Raw genomic sequence first — 25,429 nt, 5'->3', positions numbered from 1 at the left:
ATAGATATAAAAAAGGATATATGAAAGACTAAATGCAATTGTAAGTGTAAATTCAACTAGATTGTTGTGTAAGAGTCTTTTCTACTTAGCTACTTTGAAAGTGGAATTTAACTTTTCACTTCAGCTTATGCTTAAATTATGATAAAAGATTTGCACTGTCTTTTGGATTTTGTTATAATGATAACGTTCATCAGGACGATGAAAAAGAGGAGTACATTCGGGTAACCATTCAAGAGAGGAAGCGGCAGGTGAGAGCTTTCATGGTGAAGAATGGAAGCTGCTTTGGAGTTCTGCGCGTATCTGGCGTTAAAAGAGTAAGTGAGTGTGCCTGTGGAATTCTGTACATGGGTGAACTGGGATGGTACCGCGTATACTATACGTTCCTGGATTCGGGAGCGTTTTTTTATGCTTATAAGGAGGATGCAAATATGAAACAGTTGACAGGAAGTCAGATTCGTCAGATGTTTCTGGACTACTTTAAAAGTCAGGGACATATGATTGAGCCAGGAGCAAGCCTGGTTCCTCACAACGATCCAACGCTGCTTTGGATCAATGCCGGAGTTGCAGCTTTGAAAAAGTATTTTGATGGAAGTGAAAAGCCGAAGAACAATCGGATTGCGAATGCACAGAAGTCCATTCGTACCAATGATATCGAGAATGTAGGAAAGACGGCACGTCACCATACCTTCTTTGAAATGCTTGGGAATTTCTCTATCGGAGATTATTTCAAGGAGGAGGCAATTCCTTTTGCATGGGAGTTTTTAACAAGTCCGAAATGGATTGGTTTTCCAAAGGAGAAGCTATATGTTTCCGTATATACGGATGATGCGGATGCTTACCGGATCTGGACCGAGGTGTGTAAGGTGGATCCTTCCCACATTTTGAAGACAGATGATAATTTCTGGGAGATTGGAGAAGGTCCGGGCGGACCGGACAGTGAAATCTTCTATGACCGCGGTGAGGCATATGATCCGGAGGGTCTTGGAGAACGTCTGTTCTTCGAAGAGCTGGAGAATGATCGCTACATCGAGGTATGGAATGTCGTGTTCTCACAGTTTGACTGTAAGCCGGAGCTTGACCGTAAGGATTACAAGGAGCTGCCGCAGAAAAACATTGATACCGGTATGGGATTGGAACGTCTTGTTGCGCTGGTACAGGGTGGAGAAACCAATTTTGATACAGACTTGTTTCTGCCAATCATTCATGCGACAGAAGCGTATACCGATGCGCGTTATGCAGATGCCCAACATAAAATGGCATTCCGCGTGATTGCCGATCACATCCGAACCGTAAGCTTTGCGCTGGCAGATGGGGCGCTGTTCTCCAATGAGGGCAGAGGCTATGTATTGCGTCGAGTTCTGCGCCGTGCGGTACGGTTCGCGAAGAAGCTGAACATTCAGGGAGCATTTATGTATAAGCTGGTTCCTGTCGTTTATGATATCATGAAGGATTTCTATCCGTACATGGAGGAAAAGCTGGATTATATTGCTCGTCTTGTAAAGGCCGAGGAGGAGCGCTTCCACGCAACACTGGCAGATGGGGAAAGACTGCTGTTACAGGTGATGGAAGAAAAGAAGGAAAGCCGTGTCATTGACGGCAAGACTGCCTTTAAGCTGTATGATACCTATGGGTTCCCGTTGGAGCTGACTGTGGAAATCGCGGAGGAAAGCGGATATACAGTGGATAAGGACGGCTTTGACGCTGAGATGCAGCAGCAAAGAGAGCGTGCCCGTGCTGCCCGCGGAGATGCGGAGTCCATGGGAAGCCAGTCCATTGATCTGATGGAGTTCACGCAGGAGAGCAGCTTCATAGGCTACGATGTGCGCCACACCTCTGCAAAGGTGATTGCACTGTTTCAGGACGGTGTGAAGGTGGATGCCATCAGTGATGAAGGGGATGTCGTGTTTGATACAACGGTCTTCTATGCGGAAAGCGGCGGTCAGGTTGGTGACAGCGGTACGATATGCGCAGAAGGTGTACAGGCTGTCGTGGATACGACAATCAAGGCTCCGCATAAGCAGCATTTGTCCCATGTCATCATTAAGGAAGGCGAGCTGCGTGTAGGGGATGCAGTAGAGCTACAGGTGGATGAGAAAAAGCGCGATATCATTACGAGCAATCACTCCTGTACGCATCTTTTACAGAGTGCTTTGAAGCAGATCGTGGGTAGTCATATCCAGCAGGCCGGCAGCTTTGTCAGTGAGGAATATCTGCGCTTTGACTTTACGCATTTTGAAAAGGTGAACGAGGAACAGCTGAAGGAAATCGAGCGTCTGGTAAACCGGTATATCAGTGGACATTATGCGGTCAGTAAAGTGGAAATGCCGATTGAGGAAGCAAAGAAAAGCGGAGCGACCGCACTGTTTGATGAAAAATACGGGGATGTTGTCCGCGTTGTCAGCATGGGAGATGTTTCCAAGGAATTCTGCGGCGGCTGTCATGTGAATAACACACAGGAAATCGGTGTCTGCAAGATCATCAGTGAGGAGAGCATCGGCTCCGGTATTCGCCGTATCACGGCCAAGACAGGGTATGATGCCTATGCGGAATTCGCGAAGGAGGATGACACGCTGCATGCGGTTGCGTCCGATCTGAAGCTGAAGGGGATTTCCAAGGTGGAAGAAAAGGTTGCATCTGTTTTGGAGGAAAATGTACAGCTGAAGAAGGAGCTTGCGGCGTTGCAGGCATCCATGTTTGCCTTGAAGGCGAGCGATCTTGTCAATCATATGCAGGAGCTGAATGGACGCCAGGTGCTGATTGAGCGCATGGATGGTGCGGATGCAAAAGCGATGAAGGATATTGTTTCCAATATTCGCTCCCAGAGAGAAAACTGCGTTGTTTTCCTTGCGAGCGTCCATGGCGATAAGGTCACCTTTGTTGCCGGTGCGGATAAGGCTGCTGTAAGTGGCGGTATCAAGTGCGGGGATCTTGTCCGGGAAGCGGCACTTGTCTGTGACGGAAAGGGCGGCGGACGTCCGGATATGGCGCAATCCGGCGGAAAAGATGCTTCTAAGGTGGAGGAAGCACTGCATTTAATCAAAAATATGCTGTCATAAGGCTTTCAATTTTGTATAAAGTAGGATAAAATAAAGGAAGAAAACAAAAGGAGGTAATACTATGAGAGATATCACGGAAACCATGTCTTTTAAATCGGATGATTTAAAAAGAGACAATATCAAGCATGTATTACGCTTAGTCAAAGAGGCATTGGACGAGAGAGGGTACAATTCAGTGAATCAGCTGGCAGGTTATCTGATCAGCAACGACCCGGCATATATTTCATCTCACAACAATGCACGTACGATCATTCAGAGTGTGGAACGCTATGAGATCATAGAAGAGCTGGTAAGAGCTTACCTGGAAGAAGACAAGTGATGCGCATACTGGGTCTGGATCTTGGCAGTAAAACACTGGGTGTCAGTGTGAGTGATGCACTGGGCATGATAGCACGCCCGGTGGAAACCATCCGTTTTGAAAGTGATGATTATGAAGCCGCATGCAAGCAGGTACAACCATACATAAAGGAATTTCAGGTGAAAACCGCGGTGCTCGGTCTGCCGAAGCACATGAACGGGGATGTAGGCATACGGGGAGAGATTTCCCTGATGTTTAAGGAAAAGCTGGAAGCTCTCGGACTTGAAGTGGTGCTGTGGGATGAGCGCCTGACAACGGTGGCAGCGGAGAAGATTTTAATCTCTGCGGATGTATCCCGCAAGAAACGCAAAAAAATCATTGATCAGATGGCGGCAGTACAAATTCTGCAAAGCTATCTTGACAGTAAACACTAGGGGCTTGCAAGAGCCCCTTTATAGGAGGAAAAAGCGATGTTAGATTCAAGCAGTCTGTATGTAACAGATGAAAACGGAAACGAAAAGCGAATGGAAATTCTGTTCACCTTTGAGGATGACAACCACGCTAAGAAATATGTGGTATTTATGGATCCTGAGGAAGAGGAGGGAGAAGTGTTTGCTTCCGCCTACGATGATGAAGGGAATCTGATTCCGGTAGAAAGCGATGCGGAATGGCAGATGATTGAAGAAGTGATAGGAGCCTTCCAGGAAGATGAAGAAGCAGTTGAAGAATAAGAAGGTGCTGATTGCCCTCATCAGTGTATGCATTGTACTTGCGGCAGCACTTTCCGTATTTATATACTATAAGACCGGATTGAAGGCGGTGTCCTCCAGGGAAACGCCAACCTCTTTCCAGGTACAGCCGGGAGAAACCAGTGAGGCGGTATTGGATAAGCTGCAGACGCAGGAGCTGATTCGGAATAAAACCGTTGCCAAGCTGTATATGAAATTCCATGGACTCAGCGATATCAAGGCCGGCAATTTCAAGCTGGATGCAAGGTGGGACACTCCGAAAATACTGGAAACGCTGAATGACAGCAAGCAGGCGAATGCGGATGATATTAAAATCACCTTTAAGGAAGGTATGTGGGCAAAGGATGTGGCAGCCCTGATTGAAAAGCAGACAGGTGTCAAGGCCGGGGAGCTGCTCGCATTGTGGAACGACGATGCCTATCTGAACACGCTGATAAAAAAATATTCATTTCTAAGCAGGGATATTCTGAATGCGCAGTACAAGGTGAAGCTCGAGGGATATCTGTATCCGGAAACCTACAGCTTCCATAAGGATGCGACAGCCAAGCAGATAACGGAAACCTTTCTGGATCAGTTTCAGAAAGCGATTGCCCCGTATGAGGCGGATATCAAAAAGAGCGGGATGAGCATGCAGGAGGCTATCACATTTGCTTCCATCGTACAATACGAGGCGAGCACGAAGGAAGATATGGAAATGATTGTCGGTGTTTTCCAGAATCGTCTGAAGCAGGGAATGACGCTGGACAGCAGCGTTACGGTTTGTTATGCACTGTATGATGATATGACATCCGGTGAGGACTGCGAGGTCAATACGCACATTGACTCTCCATACAATACATATAAAAATGCCGGGCTGCCGATTGGACCGATTCTGAATCCGGGGGCGATGGCAATCCAGGCTGTGCTTCATCCAAAAGCGAATGATTACCTGTATTTTGTAGCAGATATCTATGGGGACGGTAAGGTGTACTATGCAAGAACGCTGGATGAGCAGGAAGCGAATATTGATAAGTATAATCTGCGTAAGTAGGTGAAGACCATGAAGAAAACCATACTGATCGGTATTGCGGGAGGAAGTGCTTCCGGTAAGACCTCCATTTCCGCACAGCTGAAGGAGCATTATGAGGATACAAATTCTGTTGTGATTATCCGTCAGGACGATTATTACAAGGATCAAAGTGAGAAGACGATGGAGGAGCGTGTCAAGACGAATTACGACCATCCCTTCGCCTTTGATAATGAGCTGCTCGTGGCGCAGCTGCAACGACTTCTGCAGCGTCAGCCCATCTGTAAGCCTACGTATGATTTTGTACATCATACCAGAAGTGAGGTCATTGAGGAAATCGAACCGAGTGATGTTGTCGTTATTGAAGGACTGTTTGTACTGGAGAATGAAGATCTGCGTAATCTGTGCGATATCAAGATCTTTGTGGATACCGATGCGGATATCCGCTTTATCCGCAGACTGCTGCGGGATGTGAACGAGCGGGGAAGAACGCTGGAGTCAGTGGTGGAGCAGTATACCTCCACTGTCCGTGATATGCACAATCTGTTTATCGAGCCGAGTAAGCGCTATGCGGATGTAATCATCCCAGAGGGCGGCCACAACGTGGTTGCCATTGATTTGCTGATTACGAAAATCAGTAGTATTATTTCAGAAAACGTGGTATAATAGCGGACGAATAGGAGTTGAAACCATGGCTGATGAGAAATTTTTAGTAACCAAGGAAGGCTTGGACGAGCTGCTTAAGGAGCAGGATAATCTGATTCATGTCGTACGTGATGAAGTCATCCGTGAGCTGCAGGAAGCCCGTGCACAGGGTGACCTTAGCGAGAATGCGGATTATGATGCTGCCCGTGACCGTCAGGCGCGTGTAGAAGCAAGAATCCGCGATCTGGAGGCTATGATTGCGAATGCAGAAATCATTTCCGAGGATAAGAAGGCAGCGACCAAGAAAACCGTATCACTGGGTTCTACGGTTACCATTCTGGACATGTCTACCAATGAAGAGGAAACCTACAATATCGTTGGTTCCATTGAGGCAGACCCGCTGAATGGAAAGCTTTCCAATATCACACCGCTGGCAACATCATTGATGGATCACAAAATTGGTGATGTCGTTGAGATTGAAACAGCGGAGGAGCCTTACCAGGTAAAAGTCATCGATTTGAAATAGAGGAAGAGAACAGAAAAAATTCTGTTCTTTTTTTAGGAGTTTTCGTGCTGAATTTCGTATAGATAAGTGGAGGTGTTTGTCTATATGAAAAAAGTACTGATTGTATGTTGTTTGCTTCTGCTCTTTTACGGGCGTTATGAACCGGTGAATCTCACCACGACACAGCGTAAAACAAAACAGATTGAGGTGAAGGGTGAGGTGAAGCATCCCGGTGTGTATACGGTGGATATTCATGCGGATGCCGAGGAGGTTTTGAAAAAAGCAGGCGGATTGAAGAAGGGGGCGGATGTGTCCGGAATCAATCAGACACAGGATTTGAGTGATCACAGTGTTCTGGTTGTTGGAAAGCAGCAGGAGCAAAAGAAGATTTCCATCAACAGCGCTACGGAAAAGGAGCTGCAGACGCTTACGGGAATCGGACCAAGCATGGCACAGCGTATTATTGCATATCGTTCGCAGCAGCCCTTTCAAACCATCGAGGATATCATGAAGGTGAAGGGTATTAAGGAAAAGCTGTTTGCGAAAATAAAGGAACAGATCACGCTATGAAAAACAGTTGGCTGCTGTGCGGATGGTGCTGTCTGCTTCTGCTGTGGGCACACTGGATTTCCATCTGGTTTTCTCTGGCGCTGATGCTGGGGTTGCTATGGTATTATCGCAGCCATTACCGCATACATCCGCTGTTTGTTTTGCTTTTGCTCCTGCTGCAGGGGCGGATGCTGCTGCTTCTGCGGGAACCGGAAACGCCAATGGATACCGTATTGCAGATCAGGGAAATCAAGGCAGGCTATGCAATTGCTCATACACAGGGGCAGGATGTCATGGTCTATGGGCTAAAGCATGCAAATTTTAATGATATCGTACAGGTAAAGGGAACCTATGCTCCAGTTACATCTCTGCATAATTTTCATCGCTTTTATTTTCCTGACTGGCTGAAGAGGCGTGGAATACGCTATCAGATACAGGCACAATCCTATCAGCTTCTGCAGGAGGGAAGCGGCGTGCGCCATACCCTCTATGCACATGTACAGGGGATAGCGGACAGGAAGCAGCGCAGCTGGCTCAATATGCTGCTCTATGGTATTCATGAGGAGGATGTATCCTATTTTCTGACCTCCAGCGGATTACATATCGCAACACTTGCGGCATGCCTGCAAAAGCTTCTGCTTATGATCTGTTCGCAAGCCAATGCCTCTGTGATTGCATTGCTGCTTTTGGGGCTGTGCGGACATGTCACCGTGTTCTCTTCCTCTCTGATTCGCATTCTGCTGTTTCGCCTTGTTACGCTATGCTGTCACAGCAGGAATCCACAGGACCGGCTGGGTATCAGTATGGCAGCCGTTCTTTTGCTGTTTCCCTATATGGCATGGGAGCTGGCGTTTCTTCTGCCATTGGGCTTTCGCATGCTCGCACTTTTCAATGTCAGAAAGCGAAGCAGGCGTCTCACCGGCTTGCTGCTGCTTATTCCGATGCAATTTCTCTTTTTTCAGTCCTGCAATCCTCTGCAGCTGCTGCTGTTTCCCGTTTTCCGCTATGTCTATGCGTTTTTGTATGCGGGTTGTCTGCTGAGTGTGCCATGTTCCTTTGGTGCATTGTTTGCGTTTACAACACGGCTTGCCGACCTGCTGGATGCGCTTCAGCAGTGCGGGATAACGCTGTACTATACTCCACAGCTGCTCTGGCTCTTTCTATGGGGGAAGGGAGCTGTGTGCTATATCAGCTATGCACAGAAAAAGCCGCTGGCTGTTTTGTGTCTTCTATTTTTGTATGCGCCCTTTTCTTCGTGGTTTGATCCCTTTGGGGAGGTGCTGATGATCGATGTGGGACAGGGGGATTGTACCCTGATAACTCTGCCGTTTCATCAGGGGGCTGTTATGATTGATATCATGGGAAGCCGCTACCGCAATATTCCCAAAGAGGTGGTTGTCCCGATTGTAAAAGCAAAAGGCTATCAGAGACTGGATGCCCTGATACTCACGCATGATGACTTCGATCATAGTGGTGGTAAGGAGGAGCTGCTCAAGGAGCTGAATGTAACACGAATCATCGATCATAAGGATAAGGCAGAGCCGATCAAAGGACTGCCGCTGGTGTTTTTACTCAGAGACTATAAGGGAAAGGATAGCAATGATAACAGCATTGTCACCTATATGCAGACAGATCAGCTGAAGGCGCTGTTTATGGGGGATGCCGGCACAGAGGCGGAGGCGGCCCTTTTACAACGCTATGACCTTGCGGTTGATGTATTGAAGGTCGGTCATCATGGCAGTGATACCTCCAGCTCCCTTTCCTTTCTGCATGAACTGCAGCCGCAGCTGGCACTGGTGTCTGCCGGAAGAAACAACCGCTATCATCATCCCAGTACAGCGATCATGCAGCGTCTGAGGCAGGAGAATATCCCTGCGCTGGTGAGTGCCCGGGATGGTGCTGTTTCTATTCGCTTCAGCCGCTATTTCAGTTATTATGTAAGCGCAGAGGGGGCAATCGGTATTCTGCACGGATTGTGGGAATGAGCAAAGCATGAGACAGAATAGGAAAAAACTTACATAAGGTGGACAAGGGCTGTTATGAAGGAAAATATATAGGAAGTTATGTCGAAAAGTCATGGTAATCTATGTGTGTTTCGTTTATAATATTCTCTAGGTGATGAGAATGAATTATGTGTTATACGGAGAAGAACAATATCTGCTGCAGGAATCACTGACAAGGATCGTCAGGAGTCATGTTCCGGATGCCAATGATTTGAACAAACTTGTTTATGATGCGGATACGACGGATTTGGATGTGATTCTGGAGGACGCGATGACGATTCCGTTTTTCTCAGACTGCAAGATCATTCTTGTCTATCATGCGAATTTTCTAAGTGCGGCAAATGAGCATGCAGTGGATACTGCAGCGCTGGAGCGTTATCTGGACGATCCGCTGGAGTCGACAGTACTGGTGCTGATCGGTGATTTTGAAAAGCTGGACGCCAGAAAGAAAATCGTAAAAAAGGTGCAGAAAACATGCAAGGTGCTGCAATATCGAAAGCTGGATGAGCAGGGAAAGCAAAGCTATGTGCAGGAGCAGGTGAAAAAGCGTTCTCTTCAGATAGAGCCCTCTGCCATGCAGGCGCTGCTGCGTCGCTTACCGCTGGATATTCGCACCATACAGACCGAAATGGAAAAGCTGGAGCTGTATGGCGGCGTGATCAGCAGTGATGTTGTTGAAAGGCTGGTGACCCGGCCGCTGGAGGAGGATGTCTTTCAGCTGGTCAATGCAGTGGTGGACCGCGACCTTCGAAAATCCTTTCATATGTGGCAGGATCTGTGTGTGTTGAACAAGGATGCCATTTACCTGATTGCCCTGCTGGCTGCACAGTTTCGATTTCTGTATGAGGTGAAGGCGCTGATGCTGCATGGGAAAGGGAAGGATGCCATCAAGGATGAGCTGAAGGCGCATCCCTATCGTGTACAGCTGGCGATGAAGACGGCGCAGCGGCTGGGTATCGGTTATCTGATGCATATTCTGGAACAGCTGGCAACGCTGGATCAGAATATGAAGGCCGGGCGTCTGGATAAAAAGCTGGGCTTTGAAATGTTTTTGCTGGGAATACAAGGAGTGCGACAATGAAATCACTAAAGGAATTATACAGGATCGGTCCGGGGCCGTCCTCATCACATACGCTGGGGCCGCAGCGCGCCGCCAGCTTGTTTAAGGAGCGTTATCCAAACGCACATCATTATGAGGTGGAGCTGTTTGGATCACTGGCGCTGACAGGAAAAGGGCATTTAACCGATTATATCATCATCGAAACGATGAAGCCGAAGGAATGCGTGGTCCTTTTTAAGAATCGCAGGGAGTTGAAGCATCCCAATACGATGCAGCTGTCAGCCTATGATGAAGCGGACCGGCTGCTTGGAGAATGGACGGTCTATTCCATAGGTGGCGGTGCTATTCAGATTGAGGGTGAAAAAAGCAAGGAAGGCGCGGATGTCTATCCACACCATCTGATGAAGGATATCGAAGCTTATTGCGAGACGCACTCCATGACGCTTTGGGAGTATGTGAATCACTTCGATCCGCTGGATGATTATATGGATACCATCCTGCAGCAGATGATGGCGACGGTTGACGGCGGTCTAGCCAGGGAAGGAGTGCTTCCGGGGGATCTGAAGCTGAAGCGAATTGCAAAGGAATTGAAGCAGAAGGCGGATACGGCAAAAAGTGCCGCCGAGCGGGAAAAACTGCTGCTGTGTGCCTATGCCTACAGCGCAAGTGAGGAAAATGCATCAGGAAGTATGACAGTCACCGCTCCAACGCTGGGAAGCAGCGGCATTCTGCCGGCGCTGGTATGCTATTATCACCGCATTCTGGGAGTATCCAGAGAACAGCTCCGCAACGGTTTGAAGGTGGCAGGTCTGTTTGGAAATCTGATTAAGGAAAATGCCACGATTTCCGGTGCACAGGGCGGCTGTCAGGCAGAAATCGGTGCGGCGGTTGCGATGGGTGCCGCTATGGTTTCCTATCTTCGCGGACAGACGATGCGCCAGATTGAATATGCAGCAGAAATCGGAATCGAACACCATCTGGGTCTTACCTGTGATCCGGTAGGCGGTTATGTTATGATACCCTGCATTGAACGAAATGCTGTCGGCGTGCTGCGTGCTATGGATGCCGCAGTATTAGCGGAGGGCATCAGCGATTTAAGAGAGCATAAGGTCAGCTTTGACATGGTTGTCAACACCATGAATTATACCGGCAGAAAAATCCCAATCGAGCTCAGAGAAACATCACTGGGCGGACTGGCAAGGGTTGTGCCATTGAAATAAGAAAGAAGGATTGGTTTTTATGAAGGGTCTGATTGTATACTCCTCGCTCAGCGGGAATACAAAAAAAATTGCAGAAGCAATCGCAGAGGTTGCCGAGGACAGCGAGCTGATTTCCGTCAGGGAATTTCAGTCTTCGATGCTAGCGAATTTTGATCTGTTTTACATCGGATACTGGGTGGATAAGGGAGATTGTGATGCTGCAACTTTACGTCTGCTCGCTCAGCTGAAGGATAAACGAATTGTCCTGTTCGGAACGCTGGGAGCTGCAGAGCAAACAGAGTATTATGACAGGGTGAAGCAGCAGGTGGAGTCCCACGCCGCACACTGCCACATACTCGGGCATTTTCTGTGTCAGGGTGCTGTCGGTGAAGCGGTGATTGCACGCTATCAAAGCATGCTTGCTGAGCATCCTCAGGATGAGCATATAAAACAGCAGCTTGCCAATTATGAAAACGGAAAGTCCCATCCGGATGAACAGGATCTTGCCAATGCCAGAGCTTTTGCGAAATCCATTGGCTGAGATACCATACACAAAGGGCTTCTATGTCTACATCCTGCGCTGTCAGGATGATTCACTATACACCGGATGGACAACGCATCTTCGTCATCGCTTCCATCAGCATGCGATCGGAAAGGGGGCACGCTATACCCGTGCCCGCCGCCCCCTGGAGCTGTACTACTTTGAATGCCATGCCGACAAGCAGGCTGCCATGCGTAGAGAATATCAGATCAAGCAGCTCAGCAGATCGGAAAAACTAAAACTGAAATATCGCAGCGAGGATGTTTGACCGCATTGCTTGCTGCATTTTTCATTTGATGATCTCTTATCAGTCGGGGAAAGAGTAGTAAAGCAGGCATATTCGAAAAAGTGCTGCAGCAAGGAAAACTCCTCCATGGTTGGGCATTCTCAATGGTGTGTAAGAACAGCTTTCTTAATTGATCCTGCACAAGACATAGCTTCTTTTGACTGTCGGATATGAAAAAAAAGATGCAAATACATTCTTGGATGGAATGCCCTTGCATCTTTTAAGCTTTATAAGCCGGTAAGGAGTGCCCTTGGTGTGATTTTTTGTTTAAGACCTGTGCGCACTTGGCAGATCACATCACGAATACGATGGCAATGAAATGCAGAATACTTGCCAGATTGATACAGACATGCCAGATGGAATGAAAGTATTTTTTTTGTGGCTTTCCATAAAAGAAGGCGCCAATCGTATACATAACACCTCCGCCGACAATCAATACGAGAAACAGGGGACTTGCTTTTGACAGCAGCGTCGGCAGAAAGAAGATAGCCGTCCAGCCCATAATCATATAGATGGTCATGGAAAGCTTGGGATAGCTTTTTGAGCTGATGGCCTTTAACAGCACACCGCCAAGCACTGCACTCCATTCGATTGCCAGTATCAGATAACCCTGCCATCCGCCAATCAGCGTCAGTGCAATCGGTGTATAGCTTCCTGCTATTGCAAAGTATATACAGATGTGATCCAGCTTGCGAAAAACATATTTGTGTGTGGTACCAAACGGCATGCAATGATACAATGTGGATACCAGAAACATCAGAAACAGACATAGAATGAACACCGACACACCGGCCGCCAGTTCGCTCCCTGATTTGTTATAGGAATATACGACTGCTGCCGGAAGAGAGCATATACATAAAAACGCCATGATCCCGTGAGTCACACAGTTGGCGACCTCTTCTCCAAAGCCCAGTCGGAACATATCCCGCATGGATTTTTCCTCCATGAGTATCACCTCCGTAAATCTTATGCCTGTGGTCAGTATAATACAATCTCAAACGGAATGCAATGCTTTTTCCTGAATAAGGTTCATTTTGTGATGATAACTTAATAATATAGTAATCAATACTGTATAGTAGAATATCGATATTTCGAACTGCAATATGCATGTGGTATGAATAAAAGTTAAAAAAGACTGAATTCTTCACAAGTTTTAATGCGAACAGTATAAACTTATGCTATAATAACCATTGGTATTTGCTTTGTTTACAGCAAATGAATGGAGGCATCTATGTTTTTAAAACGTATTGAACTGCAGGGCTTCAAGTCCTTTGCGGATAAATCCATCATCACCTTTGATTCCGATGTGATTGGAATTGTCGGTCCGAATGGATGCGGGAAAAGCAATATCAATGACGCAATCCGCTGGGTGCTCGGTGAACAGAGTGTGAAGTCACTGCGTGGAAATAATATGAGTGATGTCATTTTCAGCGGCTCTACAGCACGCAAGGCAGTCAATATGGCGGAGGTTACGCTGGTGTTTGATAATTCCCGTCATATCATGAATGTCGAATTTGAGGAGGTAGAGGTGACCCGCCGTCTGCACAGGACGAGCGGGGAAGGGGAGTATTTCATAAACAAGGCTCCCTGCCGTTTAAAGGATATCGTCAATCTGGTAATGGATACCGGTCTGGGCAGAGATTCACTTTCCATCATATCACAGGGAAATATTTCTGCGTTTGCCGATGCGAAGCCGGAGGACCGGCGTGCTTTGTTTGAAGAGGCGGCAGGAGTTGCGAAATATAAAAAGCGCAAGAATGAATCGCTGTCAAAGCTGAACCGGACACAGGATAATCTGAGTCGTCTGGAGGATATCATCATGGAGCTGGAGCGACAGGTGAATCCGCTGAAGCGTCAGGCGAAAAAGGCAGAGGTCTATCTGGAAAAGAAAAAGCAGCTGGAGGTTATTGAGGTCAGCGTGCTGGTGGATGAAATCGAGAAGCTGAGCGAGCAGATCGACATGCTGAAGAAAAAGGCGTTTGATCTGGACAGCCAAAAGGCCATGCATGAAACCACCATCCAGGTCGAGGATGTAAAAAACAGCGAGCTGCGTAACGAAATGTATCAGCTGGACCGCGAGGTGAACAAGCTGCAGGAGCAGTATGCCAAGCTGAGCGAGGAATCCAGAATGCTGGAAACCCGGAAAATTGAAATGGATGAAAAACGAAAGTATGCGCTGGAGTTTGCGAGCAATGCCGAAAAAGCCAAAGAGCTGAAGGCAATGATGGAAGAGGCGCATTATGAATATGAAGACCGTTCGAAGCGATTAAAAAATCTGGAAACGGATATTGCTTTGCAAAAGGAGGCAGCGGCCAGGCTGGAGCATGATGTATCCTACTGCACGCAGGAGAATGCGCAGGCAACCTCGATTCTGAACCGTCTGGAAAACCGCAGGGCGGTACTGGAAAATCTGGCAAAGCAGCCGTTTAACCATCAGCAGGCAGTAAAATCCGTATTGGATGCCGGTCTGAATGGAATTCTGGGTGTGGTATCTCAGCTGTTTAAACCGCTGATGAATTATGAAACAGCAATTTCCAATGCGCTTGGCGGTGCGCTGTATCATATCGTGACTGTGGATGAGGAAGCAGCACGGCATGCCATCACCTTTTTGAAAAAGAATCAGTCCGGACGTGCAACCTTTCTTCCGCTGCCGGTTATGAAGCCGCGCTATATGCAGAAGGAGCACCGTATGCTGGCGGAAAACAGTGTCGGTTTTCTGGGCGTTGCCAGCGAATTTGTAGAAAATGACACGCAGTTTGATACCCTGCGGGATGCATTGTTCGGCAATGTTGTTATCACGGATAATCTGATCCATGCGAATGCGATCGCCAAGCTGCTGCGTTTTCAGTATAAAATCGTTACGCTGGAAGGCGATATCGTCAACCGCGGAGGAAGCATGACCGGTGGTAAGGGAAGAAACAATTCCACACCGTTGACAATACAAAAGGAATTAAACCAGGTGCTGCAGAGTCTGGAGGGACAGCAGATGAAGGTGGAGGGATTGAAAAATCAGCTCTATGCGCTGCAGGCTAAAAAGGAGCAAAACAGTGCAAATCTGGTACAGATGCAGATTTCCAGTGCACAGCTGGATCCGATTGTAAAAGCCAAATGGGCAAAATATGATCGTTTGAAAAGCGATTATGAGCAGATTGCACCAAAGGAGGATCTGGATAAAGCCGAGCTGCTGGAGGATGATATCGTCGTTAAGCTGAGCAATGTGCATTCCCGCATTGACGAGGTCAGCTCCTCAATGAAAAGCAAGCGGGAGCGCCGTATGAAGGCCGGCAGCGAAGTGGAACGCAAGGATGCCCAGATTCGCCAGCTGCGAAGGGATCTTAATATATTGCAAAATGAACAGCGTGAGGTGGAGGTGGCACAGGCGAAGGCGGAAACAAAGCTGGAAACCACGCTGGAACGTTTAAGCTCCACCTATGAGATGACCTTTGAATATGCGCAGAGTCAGAAGGCGGAGATCGATATCGTGGAGGCACGCAAGCAGGTTGTGATTCTTCGTCAGGAAATCTCCTCCTTGGGGAATGTAAATCTGGATGCACCGCAGGAATACAAGGAGGTCAGTGAGCGTTTTGAATTCTTAAGCAGACAGCGGGATGACCTGATGGCTGCCAAGGATAAGATTTTGGAGGCCATTGATGAAATGGATGATATCATGGTCAAGCAGTTTCAGGAGATGTTTGATAAGATCAACGCACAGCTCAACGATGTCTTCCGTGCGCTGTTTGGAGGCGGTAAGGCACGCTTGTTCATGGTGGATCCGGAGGATGTGCTGAATACCGGTATTGATATCGATGTGCAGCCGCCGGGAAAAACCGTACAGAATATCCGTCTGTTCAGCGGTGGAGAAAAGAGTCTGATCGCCATCTGTGTCCTGTTCTCCATTCTGAAGGCAAGAACGATGCCGCTTTGTATCTTTGATGAGGTTGAGGCAGCGCTGGATCAGGCAAATGTGGAGCGCTTTGCGAAATATATTGCACAGTTTCGCGGGGAGAGTCAGTTTATCGTCGTGACACACCGCCCGGGAACCATGGCGCAGTGTGATGCCCTGTATGGGGTAACTATGCAGCAAAATGGTGTTTCCCAGCTGCTGAAGGTGAAGCTGCAGGATGCAATCAACATGATTGATAAGGAAGAGGTGAAGGCATAATGGGTATTTTTTCAAAATTAAAGCAGACATTTTCATCCAAAAAGGATGGAGATCGCTATCTGAGCGGTCTGGATAAATCAAAAAAGTCGTTTTCAGAACGCATTCGGAAGCTGGCACTTGGCTTTACCGGCGTCAACGAGGAGTTTCTGGAGGATTTGATGGTCGTACTGCTGGAAGCGGATATCGGCATTAAAACAGCACAGAAAATCGTGGATGAGGTCGAAAGCCGTGCGATGGATCAGAAGCTGAAGAGCTTTGATGAAATCAGTGAGTGCCTGATTGAGGTTATGCATGAGCTGTATGCCAGTGTTGAGGACGAGGATTTCCATAAAAATGAAGATGGTCCGACGGTCATTTTGATGGTTGGCGTCAACGGCAGCGGGAAAACGACAACGACGGCAAAGCTGACAAAGCTGTTTCAATCAGAGGGCAGCAGCGTTGTACTTGCGGCAGCGGATACCTTCCGTGCCGGCGCGATCGACCAGCTGGCAAAATGGGCGGACCGTCTGGGTGTGACCTGCATTAAGGGAAGAGAAGGCGGCGATCCGAGTGCTGCACTAGTGGATGCCTGCCGCTATGCGAAGGAGCATGGCATGGATTATCTGATCGGGGATACCGCAGGACGTTTGCAGAACAAAGCAAATCTGATGCAGGAGCTGAGCAAGATGCGCAGAGTTATCGAACGGGAAATTCCGGGAGCACCGCATGAGGTGTGGCTGGTGCTGGATGCCACAACCGGACAAAACGGAATTTCACAGGCACAGATTTTTCTGGAAACAACGAAGGTAAGCGGTATTATACTGACCAAGATGGATGGTACGGCAAAGGGTGGCATCGTCATTGCGATACGCGATCTTTTGGGACTGCCGGTAAAATACATCGGACTCGGTGAGAAAGAGGACGATCTGCGCCCGTTTGATATTGATTCCTATCTGTACGGTCTGTGCGAGGATATTTTACAGCATGATTGATCAGATGGAACGGATGAATGCGCTTCTGGATGCCTATGAACAATTGCTGACAGAGAAGCAGCGGGAAATCCTGAATCTGTATTACAAGGAGGATTTGTCGTTTTCCGAGATTGCGGAGAATCTGCACATCAGCCGTGCGGCTGTCAACGATCATATCAAGCGCAGCACGCATATTCTTGCGGAATACGAAAAAAAGCTGCATCTTGTGCAAAATTATGAAACAAGAAGCAGGATTTATGATAAAATGAAAACAGTCGGAAACGATGCGATACGAAAACTGGTAGAACAGCTAGAAAATTTAGAATGACTTTAGGAGGATAACATGTCAAAAATTATTTCAGTGAACGCAGGGAGTTCATCATTAAAGTTTCAGTTATTTGAAATGCCGAGCGAGGAGGTTCTGACAAGCGGAATCGTTGAGAAAATCGGATTTGAGGATGCCATCTTTACCATCAAGGTGAACGGAGAAAAAATTAAGAAGGTACTGCCGATTCCGGATCACACAAAGGCAGTCAGCATGCTGCTGGAAGCGCTGGTGGAGTATAAGATTGTAAACAGTCTGGATGAAATCACCGGTGCGGGACACCGTGCTGTACACGGCGGGGAAATTTTTAAGGAAAGTGTACCGGTAACGGAAGACGTTGTAGAAAAATTTGCTTCCTTAAACGATTTGGCACCGCTGCATAACCCGGCAGGTCTTGTCGGATACAATGCATTTAAAAATAATCTGCCTAACTGCAAGCACGTCTTTGTGTTTGATACGGCATTCCATTCCACAATGCCGAAGGAATCCTATATCTATGCATTGCCGATGAAGTATTATGATGAATACAAGATTCGCCGCTACGGCTTTCATGGAACAAGCCATAAGTATGTGTCCCTGCGCTGCGCAGAGCTGATGAACAAAAAGGTGGAGGATACGAAAATCATTACGTGTCATCTGGGAAACGGAGCAAGCATTACAGCAGTTGACGGTGGTAAATCCATCAACACCTCCATGGGCTTCACACCGCTTGCGGGTGTTATGATGGGGACACGCTGCGGTGACATCGATCCTGCAATCGTAACATACATTATGAAAAAGACTGGTGCAACTCCGGATGAAATGGATGATATCATGAACATGCAGTCCGGTATGCTTGGTGTCAGCGGCATCAGCTCCGATGCACGTGACATTGAGGATGGCTGCAAGGAAGGGAATCCGGCAGCACTTCTGACAGCAGAGGTATATGTAAACCGTGTCATCAATGTTGTCGGCGGCTACTACGCACAGCTTGGTGGTGCGGATGCGATCGTCTTTACCGGAGGAATCGGTGAAAACGACACCAACATGCGTAAAATGATCTGTGACCGTCTGTCAGTGGCATTCGGTATCCAGCTGGATGAAGAATTGAATGGAAAGACAAGAGGCAAGGAAGTCCTGCTGTCCACTGCGGAAAGTAAGGTAGCGGTATGGCTGATTCCGACAAATGAGGAACTCATGATTGCCCGTGATACATACCGTCTGATTGCGTAATTATGAATACCGACATTTTATTTGAGCTTGTCGAACAGTATGATATCATTACGATTTACCGCCATGTGTCTCCCGATGCGGATGCCCTTGGTGCACAGTTTGGACTGAAGCAGTGGATACAGGAAACATATCCGCAAAAGCAGGTGTATGCGCTGGGCAGGGATGCCGGCAGCAAGCAGTCATTGTTTCCGCAGATGGACGTTGTCCCTGATGAAACCGTCGCTGCCTCTCTTGCCATCATTCTGGATACGGCAAACGGTGCCCGTGTGGATGATGATCGCTGGAGTAAGGCGGCACGTACCCTGAAAATCGATCACCACATCGTCGTTGAGAGCTTTGCGGATGTGGAGGTTGTCGAGGATTTGTTCGGGGCAACGTGTGAAATGCTGGCCTATATGTTTGAACAGAAGCAGCTGCGGCTGTCAGCAACCTGTGCACAATATCTGTACGGCGGCATTATTGCGGATACCCTTCGCTTTTCCATTGCGACCATAAAGCCGAGAACGCTGCGTACGGCAGCCTATCTGCTGGAAATGGGCGTGGATGTAAAAAAAGCCAACGAGGATCATTTCTCCACCTCCTATCGGCTCTATCGCTTTGAAAACTATATCCGCAGCAATGTTTCCCTGCTGGAGGGACATGTTGCCTATATGATCATTAACCGCGAGGACTATGAGCGTTTTCAGCTTACCTTTAACGAAGCAAAGGAAAAGGTGTTTGTGCTTGGCGGCGTGGATGAATTTGAAGCATGGGCGCTGTTCACGGAAAAAGAACGGGATGAAAACGGCAGACGTATTTACAATGGCAGTCTTCGTTCCAAGAACCGCACGATCAATGATATCGCAAACCGGTATCAGGGCGGCGGACATCGCTTTGCCTGCGGAGTAAAGGGTTTGTATGAGGAAACGATACAGGAGCTGCTGCAGGAGCTTTGTGAGCGTGTAAACGAATAGAAAACAGGCAGTGTACGAGGGTATGCTGCTTTTTCTTATTTGCTTTTGGAAAGTTGACTATAAGAGGTTGTGAGGATGGTGCAGGCTATGGTAAAATTTAAGACAAAGAAAGAGGGATTGGATGGATACGATATTTTCATATGAATTGCGAAGAGAGCAGCCGCTCAGTACAGAAGAAAAACAGAGGATTCGTGTGATTCTGAACGCATACCGCATCCCGGAGGAACAGCTCTCTTCATGGAACGGGGATTCCTGCTCTTTGCCGTTGTTTCGCTGCTTTGAAGTGCCACTGCTGTATAGCGAGCATATTCGAATAGCAGACAGTGAAACAGCATATACAGCGGCAGCCCACTGGTGCTGTATGCTGGATGCCCTGCAGGAGGCATTGTCCGGTGTTGTTATATCCGCAGTGATGCAGGAGGCGGTTGTGCACGATGCAGAGAATGGCTTTCTGATTCCCTCTATGGACAGGGAAGCGTTTCTGCGATGCAAAAGGCAGGAGCGTGTGGAAGCTGCTTTGGACAGTCCGCAGTCGGAAGAACCGGTTTTGTTCACAGAGCAGGCACCTCTATATGCAACCAGGCTGTATCTTAAGCCTCTTTTACAACAGAAAATTGAACAGCAGGTTGCTGCATTTGAAGCCAGACTGCAAATCCTTCTGCCTGCCTGCTATCGTGATTTTTTGATTCGCTACAACGGAGGTGCTGCAACGGATACATATTTCTATATGGAGAATGCAGGGGAAACCGTATATTGTCTGGATCGGTTTTACGGCTTTCATGAGGGGGATACAGGCTTTCCTGCTATGTCAAGGTGCCTATGGTTTACAGAACTGCTGGAACAGGGCTATCTTTGTATTGCAGGGGATGCCTTTGGCAACCATATCGTGCTGCGTATTCGTGAAAATGGCTATGGCGGGGTTTTCTTTTACGCGCACGACAATATTCCCCGTTTTCATGCATTGAGCAGTGATTTCTTTCATTTTATGATGCAGGTGCAATCGCATATTGATGTACTCCAGCCATCGTCTGCACTCACACAGGTATATATTTGCAGGCTGGAGGATGACAGTCAGGATGCACGTGTACAAAAGCGCCCGCTGGATGTATTTCTGGAGGGGGAGATGGCAGCGGATAAGGCAGAAAGGGTGCAACAACTCATGGAAGAGGCAGAGCCGCGTATAGAGGGCTTCCTGCATTTTGACACCTTTGCATTCCGCCTTGCTGTAATAGAGGAGCTGATGTTATGTGCAGAAGCTTCTTCCTTCCTTTGAGCTTTATGACAAACTGTATGAACTGCATGTGGATCCGGAAGGGGATTTCCGTTATCACGGTCCCTTGCTGTATGCGCTTCGTTATTTCAAGGAGCTAAGGATACCCGTGGCATTGGCAGAGCATGTGGAATCTCTGACACTGGATGGAGGAAATGAGATTTATGGACAGATCATGCTGGAGTGGGACGGCGAGTATTCCCTGTTTGATATCGCGGACGTGAAGGAGCGTGAGCTGAAGCAGTTTGGAAATCTGAAGCAGGTCGCTGTAAACGGGCTCGCGGAGCCTGCCTTTGTACGCAGTCTGCGTATGCAGGGAATCCGCGTAACCGATCGCTTTGACGAGCAGGATTATGCTTGTGAAAAGCTGCAGCACCTTCTGACAAACTGGGAAACCTGCTGTGTTTATGCTGAGCGAAGTGATGCGGCAGCACAGCTGCTTGCTGCCCTTCGCTATTGCATGGGAGGTTACTATAAAGAGCTGTTTCATCCATCCTTGCAGCACTGGGAACAGCTGCATGAGCCCGGTGTGGCGAAAGATACGCTTTCAGAGCTTGCGAAACAGCTGCAGACGCTCGGACTCACCCTTATGCGGTATGAGCCGGGTATAGAGGGCTGCTGTCTGCTGGTCACAAGAAATATTACGGCCTGCATTGCTCTTTTGAAAAAAGACGCTAGGTATACACTTGTTCAGCATTGCGGTGTATGGAGCATCAAGGAAACGAATCAGCCAACCCTGACACGGACGCAATCCGATACAGATCCGGGGGGTTCCCAAAGACAGGAGGAAGACGGACAGATATGCAGACCGCAGCCGGAAATGAGAAAGCAGATGAGTCGTATGCAAAAGCGGGTGCTGTTTGCCGTCTGTGCTGCTGTGCTGGGAGGTATTGCCCTTTTCATCATCAATTCCATTCTTGTATCCAATCAGGAAATGATATGGGATGAAAATCTGAATTACGATTATCAGGTGGTATGCAAGGGCAATGACGGGGATTGTCAGCTGCGCAGCAGTGATGGAGTCCTGTATTTCACGCAACCCTTTCAGGAAAGCGAGCCGACCTATTCTTCTCTGCTTGCCGTAAGAGAATATAATAACAGGAATTATGACCGCATCTATGATGTTACGCAGAGGAAATTTCTCCACGGAGATTTTCTGCATGTGCGTGTTGTAGAGCTGAAGGAGGATGGGGAGCCTATGGAATACAGGGGTTTGCTTGCGACAAAGGATAAGAAAAATTATATGCTCTACAGTGAAAAGCATAAAAACGGCATCAGGGTGAAGCCGGATACCTATGGTTCTGTGGGCTACGGCCCCTTTGATGTTGATACAGGAGTTGAATGGAATGACTGAGAAAGGAGGACGCGCTCATGTCCATACTTGGAATTGATCTGGGCACAACCAATTCACTGGCCTGTGTTTGGAAAGGGAAGGAAGCGATATTGATACCGAATGCATTTGGAAGCTATCTGACACCCTCTGTTGTCAGCTTTCTGGAAAACGGAGAGGTGCTGGTTGGGGAGGGGGCTAAGCAGCGGCTGCATACGCATCCTTCACTGACCTTTGCGGAGTTCAAACGCTGCATGGGAACGGATACGGTGTATACGGTCCATGGAAAAACGTATTATCCGCAGGATTTAAGCGCCATGGTGATTCGCAAGCTGGTGGAGGATGCCAGTGTATTCCTGAATGAGAGGATTGAGGAGGCAATCATCAGTGTTCCGGCCTATTTCAATGATGATCAGCGCTGGGCAACCAAAATTGCCGGACAGCTTGCCGGTATCCGTGTGGAGCGTATCATCAATGAACCAGTGCGGCAGCCTTATCCCAGCACATCCAGCAAACGGAAGAGGATATGCTTGCGCTCGTTGTGGATTTCGGTGGAGGAACACTGGACATTTCCATTGTCGAGGCTTTTGAAAATGTCGTGGAAATACGGGCCATCAGCGGGGATAACCATCTGGGCGGCAGTGATTTTGATGAAGCAATCATGGATTGCTTTCTTGAAGAAAACGGGTTGCAGAGAAAAGAGCTGCTCCCACAGGAGCTGGCACTTTTGAAAACCGGGGTGGAAAGGGCCAAGATGCTGCTGAGTGTCCGTAAGGAATACAGCCTGCAGCTTTTCCTGCATCAGAAAAACTGCTGTATGAAATTAAACCGCGGGAAAATGACAGCTATCTGTATGCCTCTTTTACAGCGCATGCAAAAACCGCTGGAGCGGGTGCTGAAGGATTCTGAGATATCCCTGCAGGAGCTGCAGAAGGTCATTCTGGTTGGCGGCAGCTGTCGTATGCCAGCTGTTATACAGTATCTGGAGTTTTTGCTGAAGCGGGATGTAGAGCTGGTGCATGAGCCGGATCAGGCTATTGCAATCGGCTGTGGGACAGCGGGAGGCATCAAGGAGCGCTGTTCGGATATACGGGATGTATTCTTGAGTGATATCTGTCCATTCACACTCGGTTTGGCTGTTTACGATGATGGAGCGAGGGATTATGTGATGGAACCGATTATTGAACGCAACACGGCCTTACCCTGCAGTGTAAACCGCATGTTTTCCTATCGCAGCACAAGCGGAGAGCTGCAAACATCGATCCTGCAGGAGGAGCACCGCAAAGCGGCAGCCAATCTGGTCGTGCGGACAGTGCGTATAAAAGTACCTAAGACAAGCGAAGAATATCAGCCGATTTCCGTCCGGTTTACCTATGATATCAACGGACTTCTGGAGGTGGAAACAAATACCTTCCATGAAGAGAGCGCAAGTCGTGTCGTGATACAGAACCGCATGAACCGGATGAGCGAGGAGGAGGTTCATCAGCGCCTGCGGGAGCTGCAGGCATATAAGCTGCCATCACAGGAAAAAGAGGTATACCGGCACTTGCTGGAACGCGGAGAGCGCATGTATTCTGAAAGCATCGGAGAGAAACGCATGCGGATTGCCGCCCTGCTGGAGGAATTCGAGACAGCGCTGCAGCAGGAACAGCCACAGCATATTCGTGAGGTCTTTCGAAGGGTGAAGTCTGCCCTTGATGAATGGGAAGCGGATGCTGTGAGCTTCTTCAGTTAGGAGAGCGTATGGAACTGGAACAGATAAAAGGGTTGTTGGACCTTGCGAATCTAGAGGATATCACCGCAATAAAAAAAGCCTATGCGAAGCAGGTGAAGCTGCATCATCCGGAGGAGGAACCCCAGGTATTTCAGCAGCTGCAGACAGCCTATCGTGAAGCTGTGCAGTATGCGCAGGCACAGCGCGCAGGACATGCCATCAAAGTGAACGTGCTGCAGGAGAAAGCAGAAGAATCAAATGACGAATCGTTTGAGGCTGTGTCTGCGGGATCCGTGTCTTCCTGTGAGGGGCTGGTACAGGCAGCACCAAAAACGACAGATGAGCGGATCGAAGAGCTGCTGCAGGCACTGCAAAGCGGCAACACGCTCGCACTAAAGAAACAGCTGCAAACGGCACAGCGGCTTGCGTTGTTGCAGGATACAGCATTTCTAACTGCGCTGAGTGAAGGACTGCAGAATCAGGTGAATCTGCTTTCCTATGCGATGCGGCAAACGCTTATCCAGGCGTTTCATCTGGATGCCGGACAGCTGCAGCCGGCACAGCAGGAGCTGTTAAGCAGTATCCGGCAGGGGATACCAGATTTTCAGTCGTATCGTTATTCCTGCAAAAGAGATACGGCATATTTGCTGGATACATGGCGAGCGCTTTGTCATAGCAAAGAGGAAGATAGCGAAGCTTGGCTGGAATTTCTGAACCACAAACACTGGACAAAGGATACCGTGGATGAGCTGACAGCGGAAAAAATTCTGGCACTGGAAATGAAAAAATGCTATGCGCACAGCAGTGCAGTGGCGGGGAAAATCTATTCCTTTCTGCATATCCGAGATCATCTCGCTCAGGACCCCGCACAAACCTATGCAAAGCTGAAGGAGCTGTTGGGTAAGGATGCCTCCTTTACACAGCAGAACTTCATCAGCTGGAGGAACCATGTACAGAAGCAGGCACTGCAATTCTTTGAGCTCTCCCATGAAGACAAGGGAGCTGAGGTATGGGAAGAATGGCTGCATAAGCAAAGCTTGGATAAAGCGGATCTGTATCTGCTGGAAAGGCTATCTTATTATGCGAAACATCACCATTATAAAAAAGAGGTAAGAAATCTCCTGTTTTCTTATTTTGAGCTGGAAACAGCGGATACACCGGCAAAGCAGAGTCTGCGTAAAGCAATTCTGGAGGAACCGCCGGTATATCGCAGAAAAAAACGGATGCTTCTGCTGCTTGTACTGCTTGCTGCTTTATCTGCTGTACTCATACCGGCCCTATTAGATCAGCGGAAAGCGGAGGATAGAAAACAGGAGGAGCTGCGAAATATACAGCAGGAAATGCTGGAGGAATCACAGCGGAAATCGCAGGAGCAGCTGGAAGCATTACAAAAGAAAATAGAAGCTGGCAATCAGTGAGCTGAAGCGGTCAAGGGCTGCTGCAAACACCATCCCGTCCATGCTGCGGATAATTATAAGGAATCATCACCGTGACTGAGGTCATGGTTTTCTTTACGCAAGCTTCCAAAAGAAATTGAGCCAACAAGATGTGCCTGTGGCTAGCATTGGACACGATCGCCGTAAAACTTCAGAAACCATGGTCACGCCCGTATTAAG

General features: G+C 48.2%; 22 protein-coding genes, 1 pseudogene and 1 other annotated feature. Of the genes and pseudogenes, 22 read left to right on the top strand and 1 reads right to left on the bottom strand.

The window, feature by feature from the left end; all coding sequences use genetic code 11:
• The first annotated feature begins 189 nt into the window (after window positions 1-189).
• Window positions 190-388 (top strand) — a binding site (T-box leader).
• A 40-nt stretch (window positions 389-428) separates the two neighbouring features.
• The 13 genes from alaS (at window position 429) to KSZ58_RS15425 (ending at window position 11,879) form a co-directional block, all read left to right on the top strand.
• Window positions 429-3,056, top strand: coding sequence for an alanine--tRNA ligase (gene alaS / locus KSZ58_RS15485; RefSeq protein ID WP_148558592.1), 2,628 nt, complete (start codon window positions 429-431; stop codon window positions 3,054-3,056).
• A 61-nt stretch (window positions 3,057-3,117) separates the two neighbouring features.
• Window positions 3,118-3,375: an IreB family regulatory phosphoprotein gene (locus KSZ58_RS15480; RefSeq protein ID WP_002609268.1), complete on the top strand. Its 258-nt coding sequence runs from the start codon at window positions 3,118-3,120 to the stop codon at window positions 3,373-3,375.
• The gene (gene ruvX, locus KSZ58_RS15475) at window positions 3,375-3,788 is read left to right on the top strand and encodes a Holliday junction resolvase RuvX (RefSeq protein WP_009270295.1); all 414 of its coding nucleotides are present in this window, start codon (window positions 3,375-3,377) and stop codon (window positions 3,786-3,788) included. Before KSZ58_RS15480 ends, ruvX begins: the two co-directional genes overlap by 1 nt.
• A 36-nt stretch (window positions 3,789-3,824) precedes the next feature.
• Window positions 3,825-4,085, top strand: coding sequence for a DUF1292 domain-containing protein (locus tag KSZ58_RS15470; RefSeq protein WP_008817111.1), 261 nt, complete (start codon window positions 3,825-3,827; stop codon window positions 4,083-4,085).
• Window positions 4,063-5,133 carry an endolytic transglycosylase MltG gene (gene mltG, locus KSZ58_RS15465; protein ID WP_008817112.1) on the top strand — a complete coding sequence of 357 codons (1,071 nt, stop codon included), beginning with the start codon at window positions 4,063-4,065 and terminating at the stop codon, window positions 5,131-5,133. Before KSZ58_RS15470 ends, mltG begins: the two co-directional genes overlap by 23 nt.
• A 9-nt stretch (window positions 5,134-5,142) precedes the next feature.
• Window positions 5,143-5,775 (top strand): uridine kinase, encoded by a 633-nt coding sequence (gene udk, locus KSZ58_RS15460; protein WP_009270296.1) that lies wholly within the window; start codon window positions 5,143-5,145, stop codon window positions 5,773-5,775.
• Window positions 5,776-5,800: 25 nt separating this feature from the next.
• Window positions 5,801-6,280: a transcription elongation factor GreA gene (greA, locus tag KSZ58_RS15455; protein WP_002609263.1), complete on the top strand. Its 480-nt coding sequence runs from the start codon at window positions 5,801-5,803 to the stop codon at window positions 6,278-6,280.
• 84 nt (window positions 6,281-6,364) lie between these two features.
• Window positions 6,365-6,829, top strand: a complete 465-nt coding sequence (locus KSZ58_RS15450; protein WP_008817114.1) for a helix-hairpin-helix domain-containing protein — start codon at window positions 6,365-6,367, stop codon at window positions 6,827-6,829.
• On the top strand, window positions 6,826-8,793 hold the full coding sequence (locus KSZ58_RS15445) for a ComEC/Rec2 family competence protein (RefSeq protein ID WP_008817115.1): 1,968 nt from the start codon (window positions 6,826-6,828) through the stop codon (window positions 8,791-8,793). Before KSZ58_RS15450 ends, KSZ58_RS15445 begins: the two co-directional genes overlap by 4 nt.
• A 139-nt stretch (window positions 8,794-8,932) precedes the next feature.
• A complete protein-coding gene (gene holA / locus KSZ58_RS15440) occupies window positions 8,933-9,892 on the top strand; it encodes a DNA polymerase III subunit delta (RefSeq protein ID WP_009587393.1) in 960 nt (319 codons plus the stop codon).
• The gene (locus KSZ58_RS15435; protein WP_009270358.1) at window positions 9,889-11,091 is read left to right on the top strand and encodes an L-serine ammonia-lyase, iron-sulfur-dependent, subunit alpha; all 1,203 of its coding nucleotides are present in this window, start codon (window positions 9,889-9,891) and stop codon (window positions 11,089-11,091) included. The genes holA and KSZ58_RS15435 overlap by 4 nt, the downstream gene beginning before the upstream one ends.
• 19 nt (window positions 11,092-11,110) lie before the next feature.
• Window positions 11,111-11,611 carry a flavodoxin family protein BilS gene (gene bilS / locus KSZ58_RS15430; protein ID WP_009270359.1) on the top strand — a complete coding sequence of 167 codons (501 nt, stop codon included), beginning with the start codon at window positions 11,111-11,113 and terminating at the stop codon, window positions 11,609-11,611.
• Window positions 11,580-11,879, top strand: coding sequence for a GIY-YIG nuclease family protein (locus tag KSZ58_RS15425; RefSeq protein ID WP_009270360.1), 300 nt, complete (start codon window positions 11,580-11,582; stop codon window positions 11,877-11,879). The genes bilS and KSZ58_RS15425 overlap by 32 nt, the downstream gene beginning before the upstream one ends.
• 310 nt (window positions 11,880-12,189) lie before the next feature.
• Here the strand turns inward: KSZ58_RS15425 and KSZ58_RS15420 are convergent, their stop codons facing one another.
• The gene (locus KSZ58_RS15420; RefSeq protein WP_009270361.1) at window positions 12,190-12,843 is read right to left on the bottom strand and encodes a hemolysin III family protein; all 654 of its coding nucleotides are present in this window, start codon (window positions 12,841-12,843) and stop codon (window positions 12,190-12,192) included.
• Window positions 12,844-13,128: 285 nt separating this feature from the next.
• Between KSZ58_RS15420 and KSZ58_RS15415 the strand changes: the two genes are divergently transcribed.
• From KSZ58_RS15415 to KSZ58_RS15380, 9 genes and pseudogenes are all read left to right on the top strand, one after another.
• Entirely contained in the window at window positions 13,129-16,059 is a 2,931-nt protein-coding gene (locus tag KSZ58_RS15415; RefSeq protein WP_009270362.1) for a chromosome segregation protein SMC, read from the top strand.
• Complete coding sequence (gene ftsY, locus KSZ58_RS15410) at window positions 16,059-17,030, top strand: signal recognition particle-docking protein FtsY (RefSeq protein WP_008817123.1); 972 nt, start codon at window positions 16,059-16,061, stop codon at window positions 17,028-17,030. Before KSZ58_RS15415 ends, ftsY begins: the two co-directional genes overlap by 1 nt.
• Complete coding sequence (gene ylxM, locus KSZ58_RS15405; RefSeq protein ID WP_008817124.1) at window positions 17,023-17,337, top strand: YlxM family DNA-binding protein; 315 nt, start codon at window positions 17,023-17,025, stop codon at window positions 17,335-17,337. The genes ftsY and ylxM overlap by 8 nt, the downstream gene beginning before the upstream one ends.
• 15 nt (window positions 17,338-17,352) lie before the next feature.
• Window positions 17,353-18,546 (top strand): acetate/propionate family kinase, encoded by a 1,194-nt coding sequence (locus KSZ58_RS15400; RefSeq protein ID WP_008817125.1) that lies wholly within the window; start codon window positions 17,353-17,355, stop codon window positions 18,544-18,546.
• A 2-nt stretch (window positions 18,547-18,548) separates the two neighbouring features.
• Window positions 18,549-19,499 carry a bifunctional oligoribonuclease/PAP phosphatase NrnA gene (locus KSZ58_RS15395; RefSeq protein WP_008817126.1) on the top strand — a complete coding sequence of 317 codons (951 nt, stop codon included), beginning with the start codon at window positions 18,549-18,551 and terminating at the stop codon, window positions 19,497-19,499.
• A 121-nt stretch (window positions 19,500-19,620) separates the two neighbouring features.
• On the top strand, window positions 19,621-20,772 hold the full coding sequence (locus tag KSZ58_RS22800) for an SMI1/KNR4 family protein (protein ID WP_009270363.1): 1,152 nt from the start codon (window positions 19,621-19,623) through the stop codon (window positions 20,770-20,772).
• Window positions 20,747-22,123, top strand: a complete 1,377-nt coding sequence (locus tag KSZ58_RS22795; protein ID WP_009270364.1) for a hypothetical protein — start codon at window positions 20,747-20,749, stop codon at window positions 22,121-22,123. The genes KSZ58_RS22800 and KSZ58_RS22795 overlap by 26 nt, the downstream gene beginning before the upstream one ends.
• Window positions 22,124-22,140: 17 nt before the next feature.
• Window positions 22,141-23,834 (top strand): annotated as a pseudogene (locus KSZ58_RS15385) (Hsp70 family protein).
• 8 nt (window positions 23,835-23,842) lie between these two features.
• Window positions 23,843-25,231 (top strand): hypothetical protein, encoded by a 1,389-nt coding sequence (locus KSZ58_RS15380; protein WP_217752796.1) that lies wholly within the window; start codon window positions 23,843-23,845, stop codon window positions 25,229-25,231.
• The last annotated feature ends 198 nt before the right edge of the window (window positions 25,232-25,429 follow it).

This window comes from Erysipelatoclostridium sp. DFI.2.3 (assembly GCF_019132535.1).
In the GTDB taxonomy this organism is placed as follows: Bacteria; Bacillota_I; Bacilli_A; order Erysipelotrichales; family Erysipelotrichaceae; genus Clostridium_AQ; species Clostridium_AQ innocuum.
Note: the sequence above shows the minus strand (reverse complement) of the source record. Positions and strands in the feature narration are given on the sequence as shown.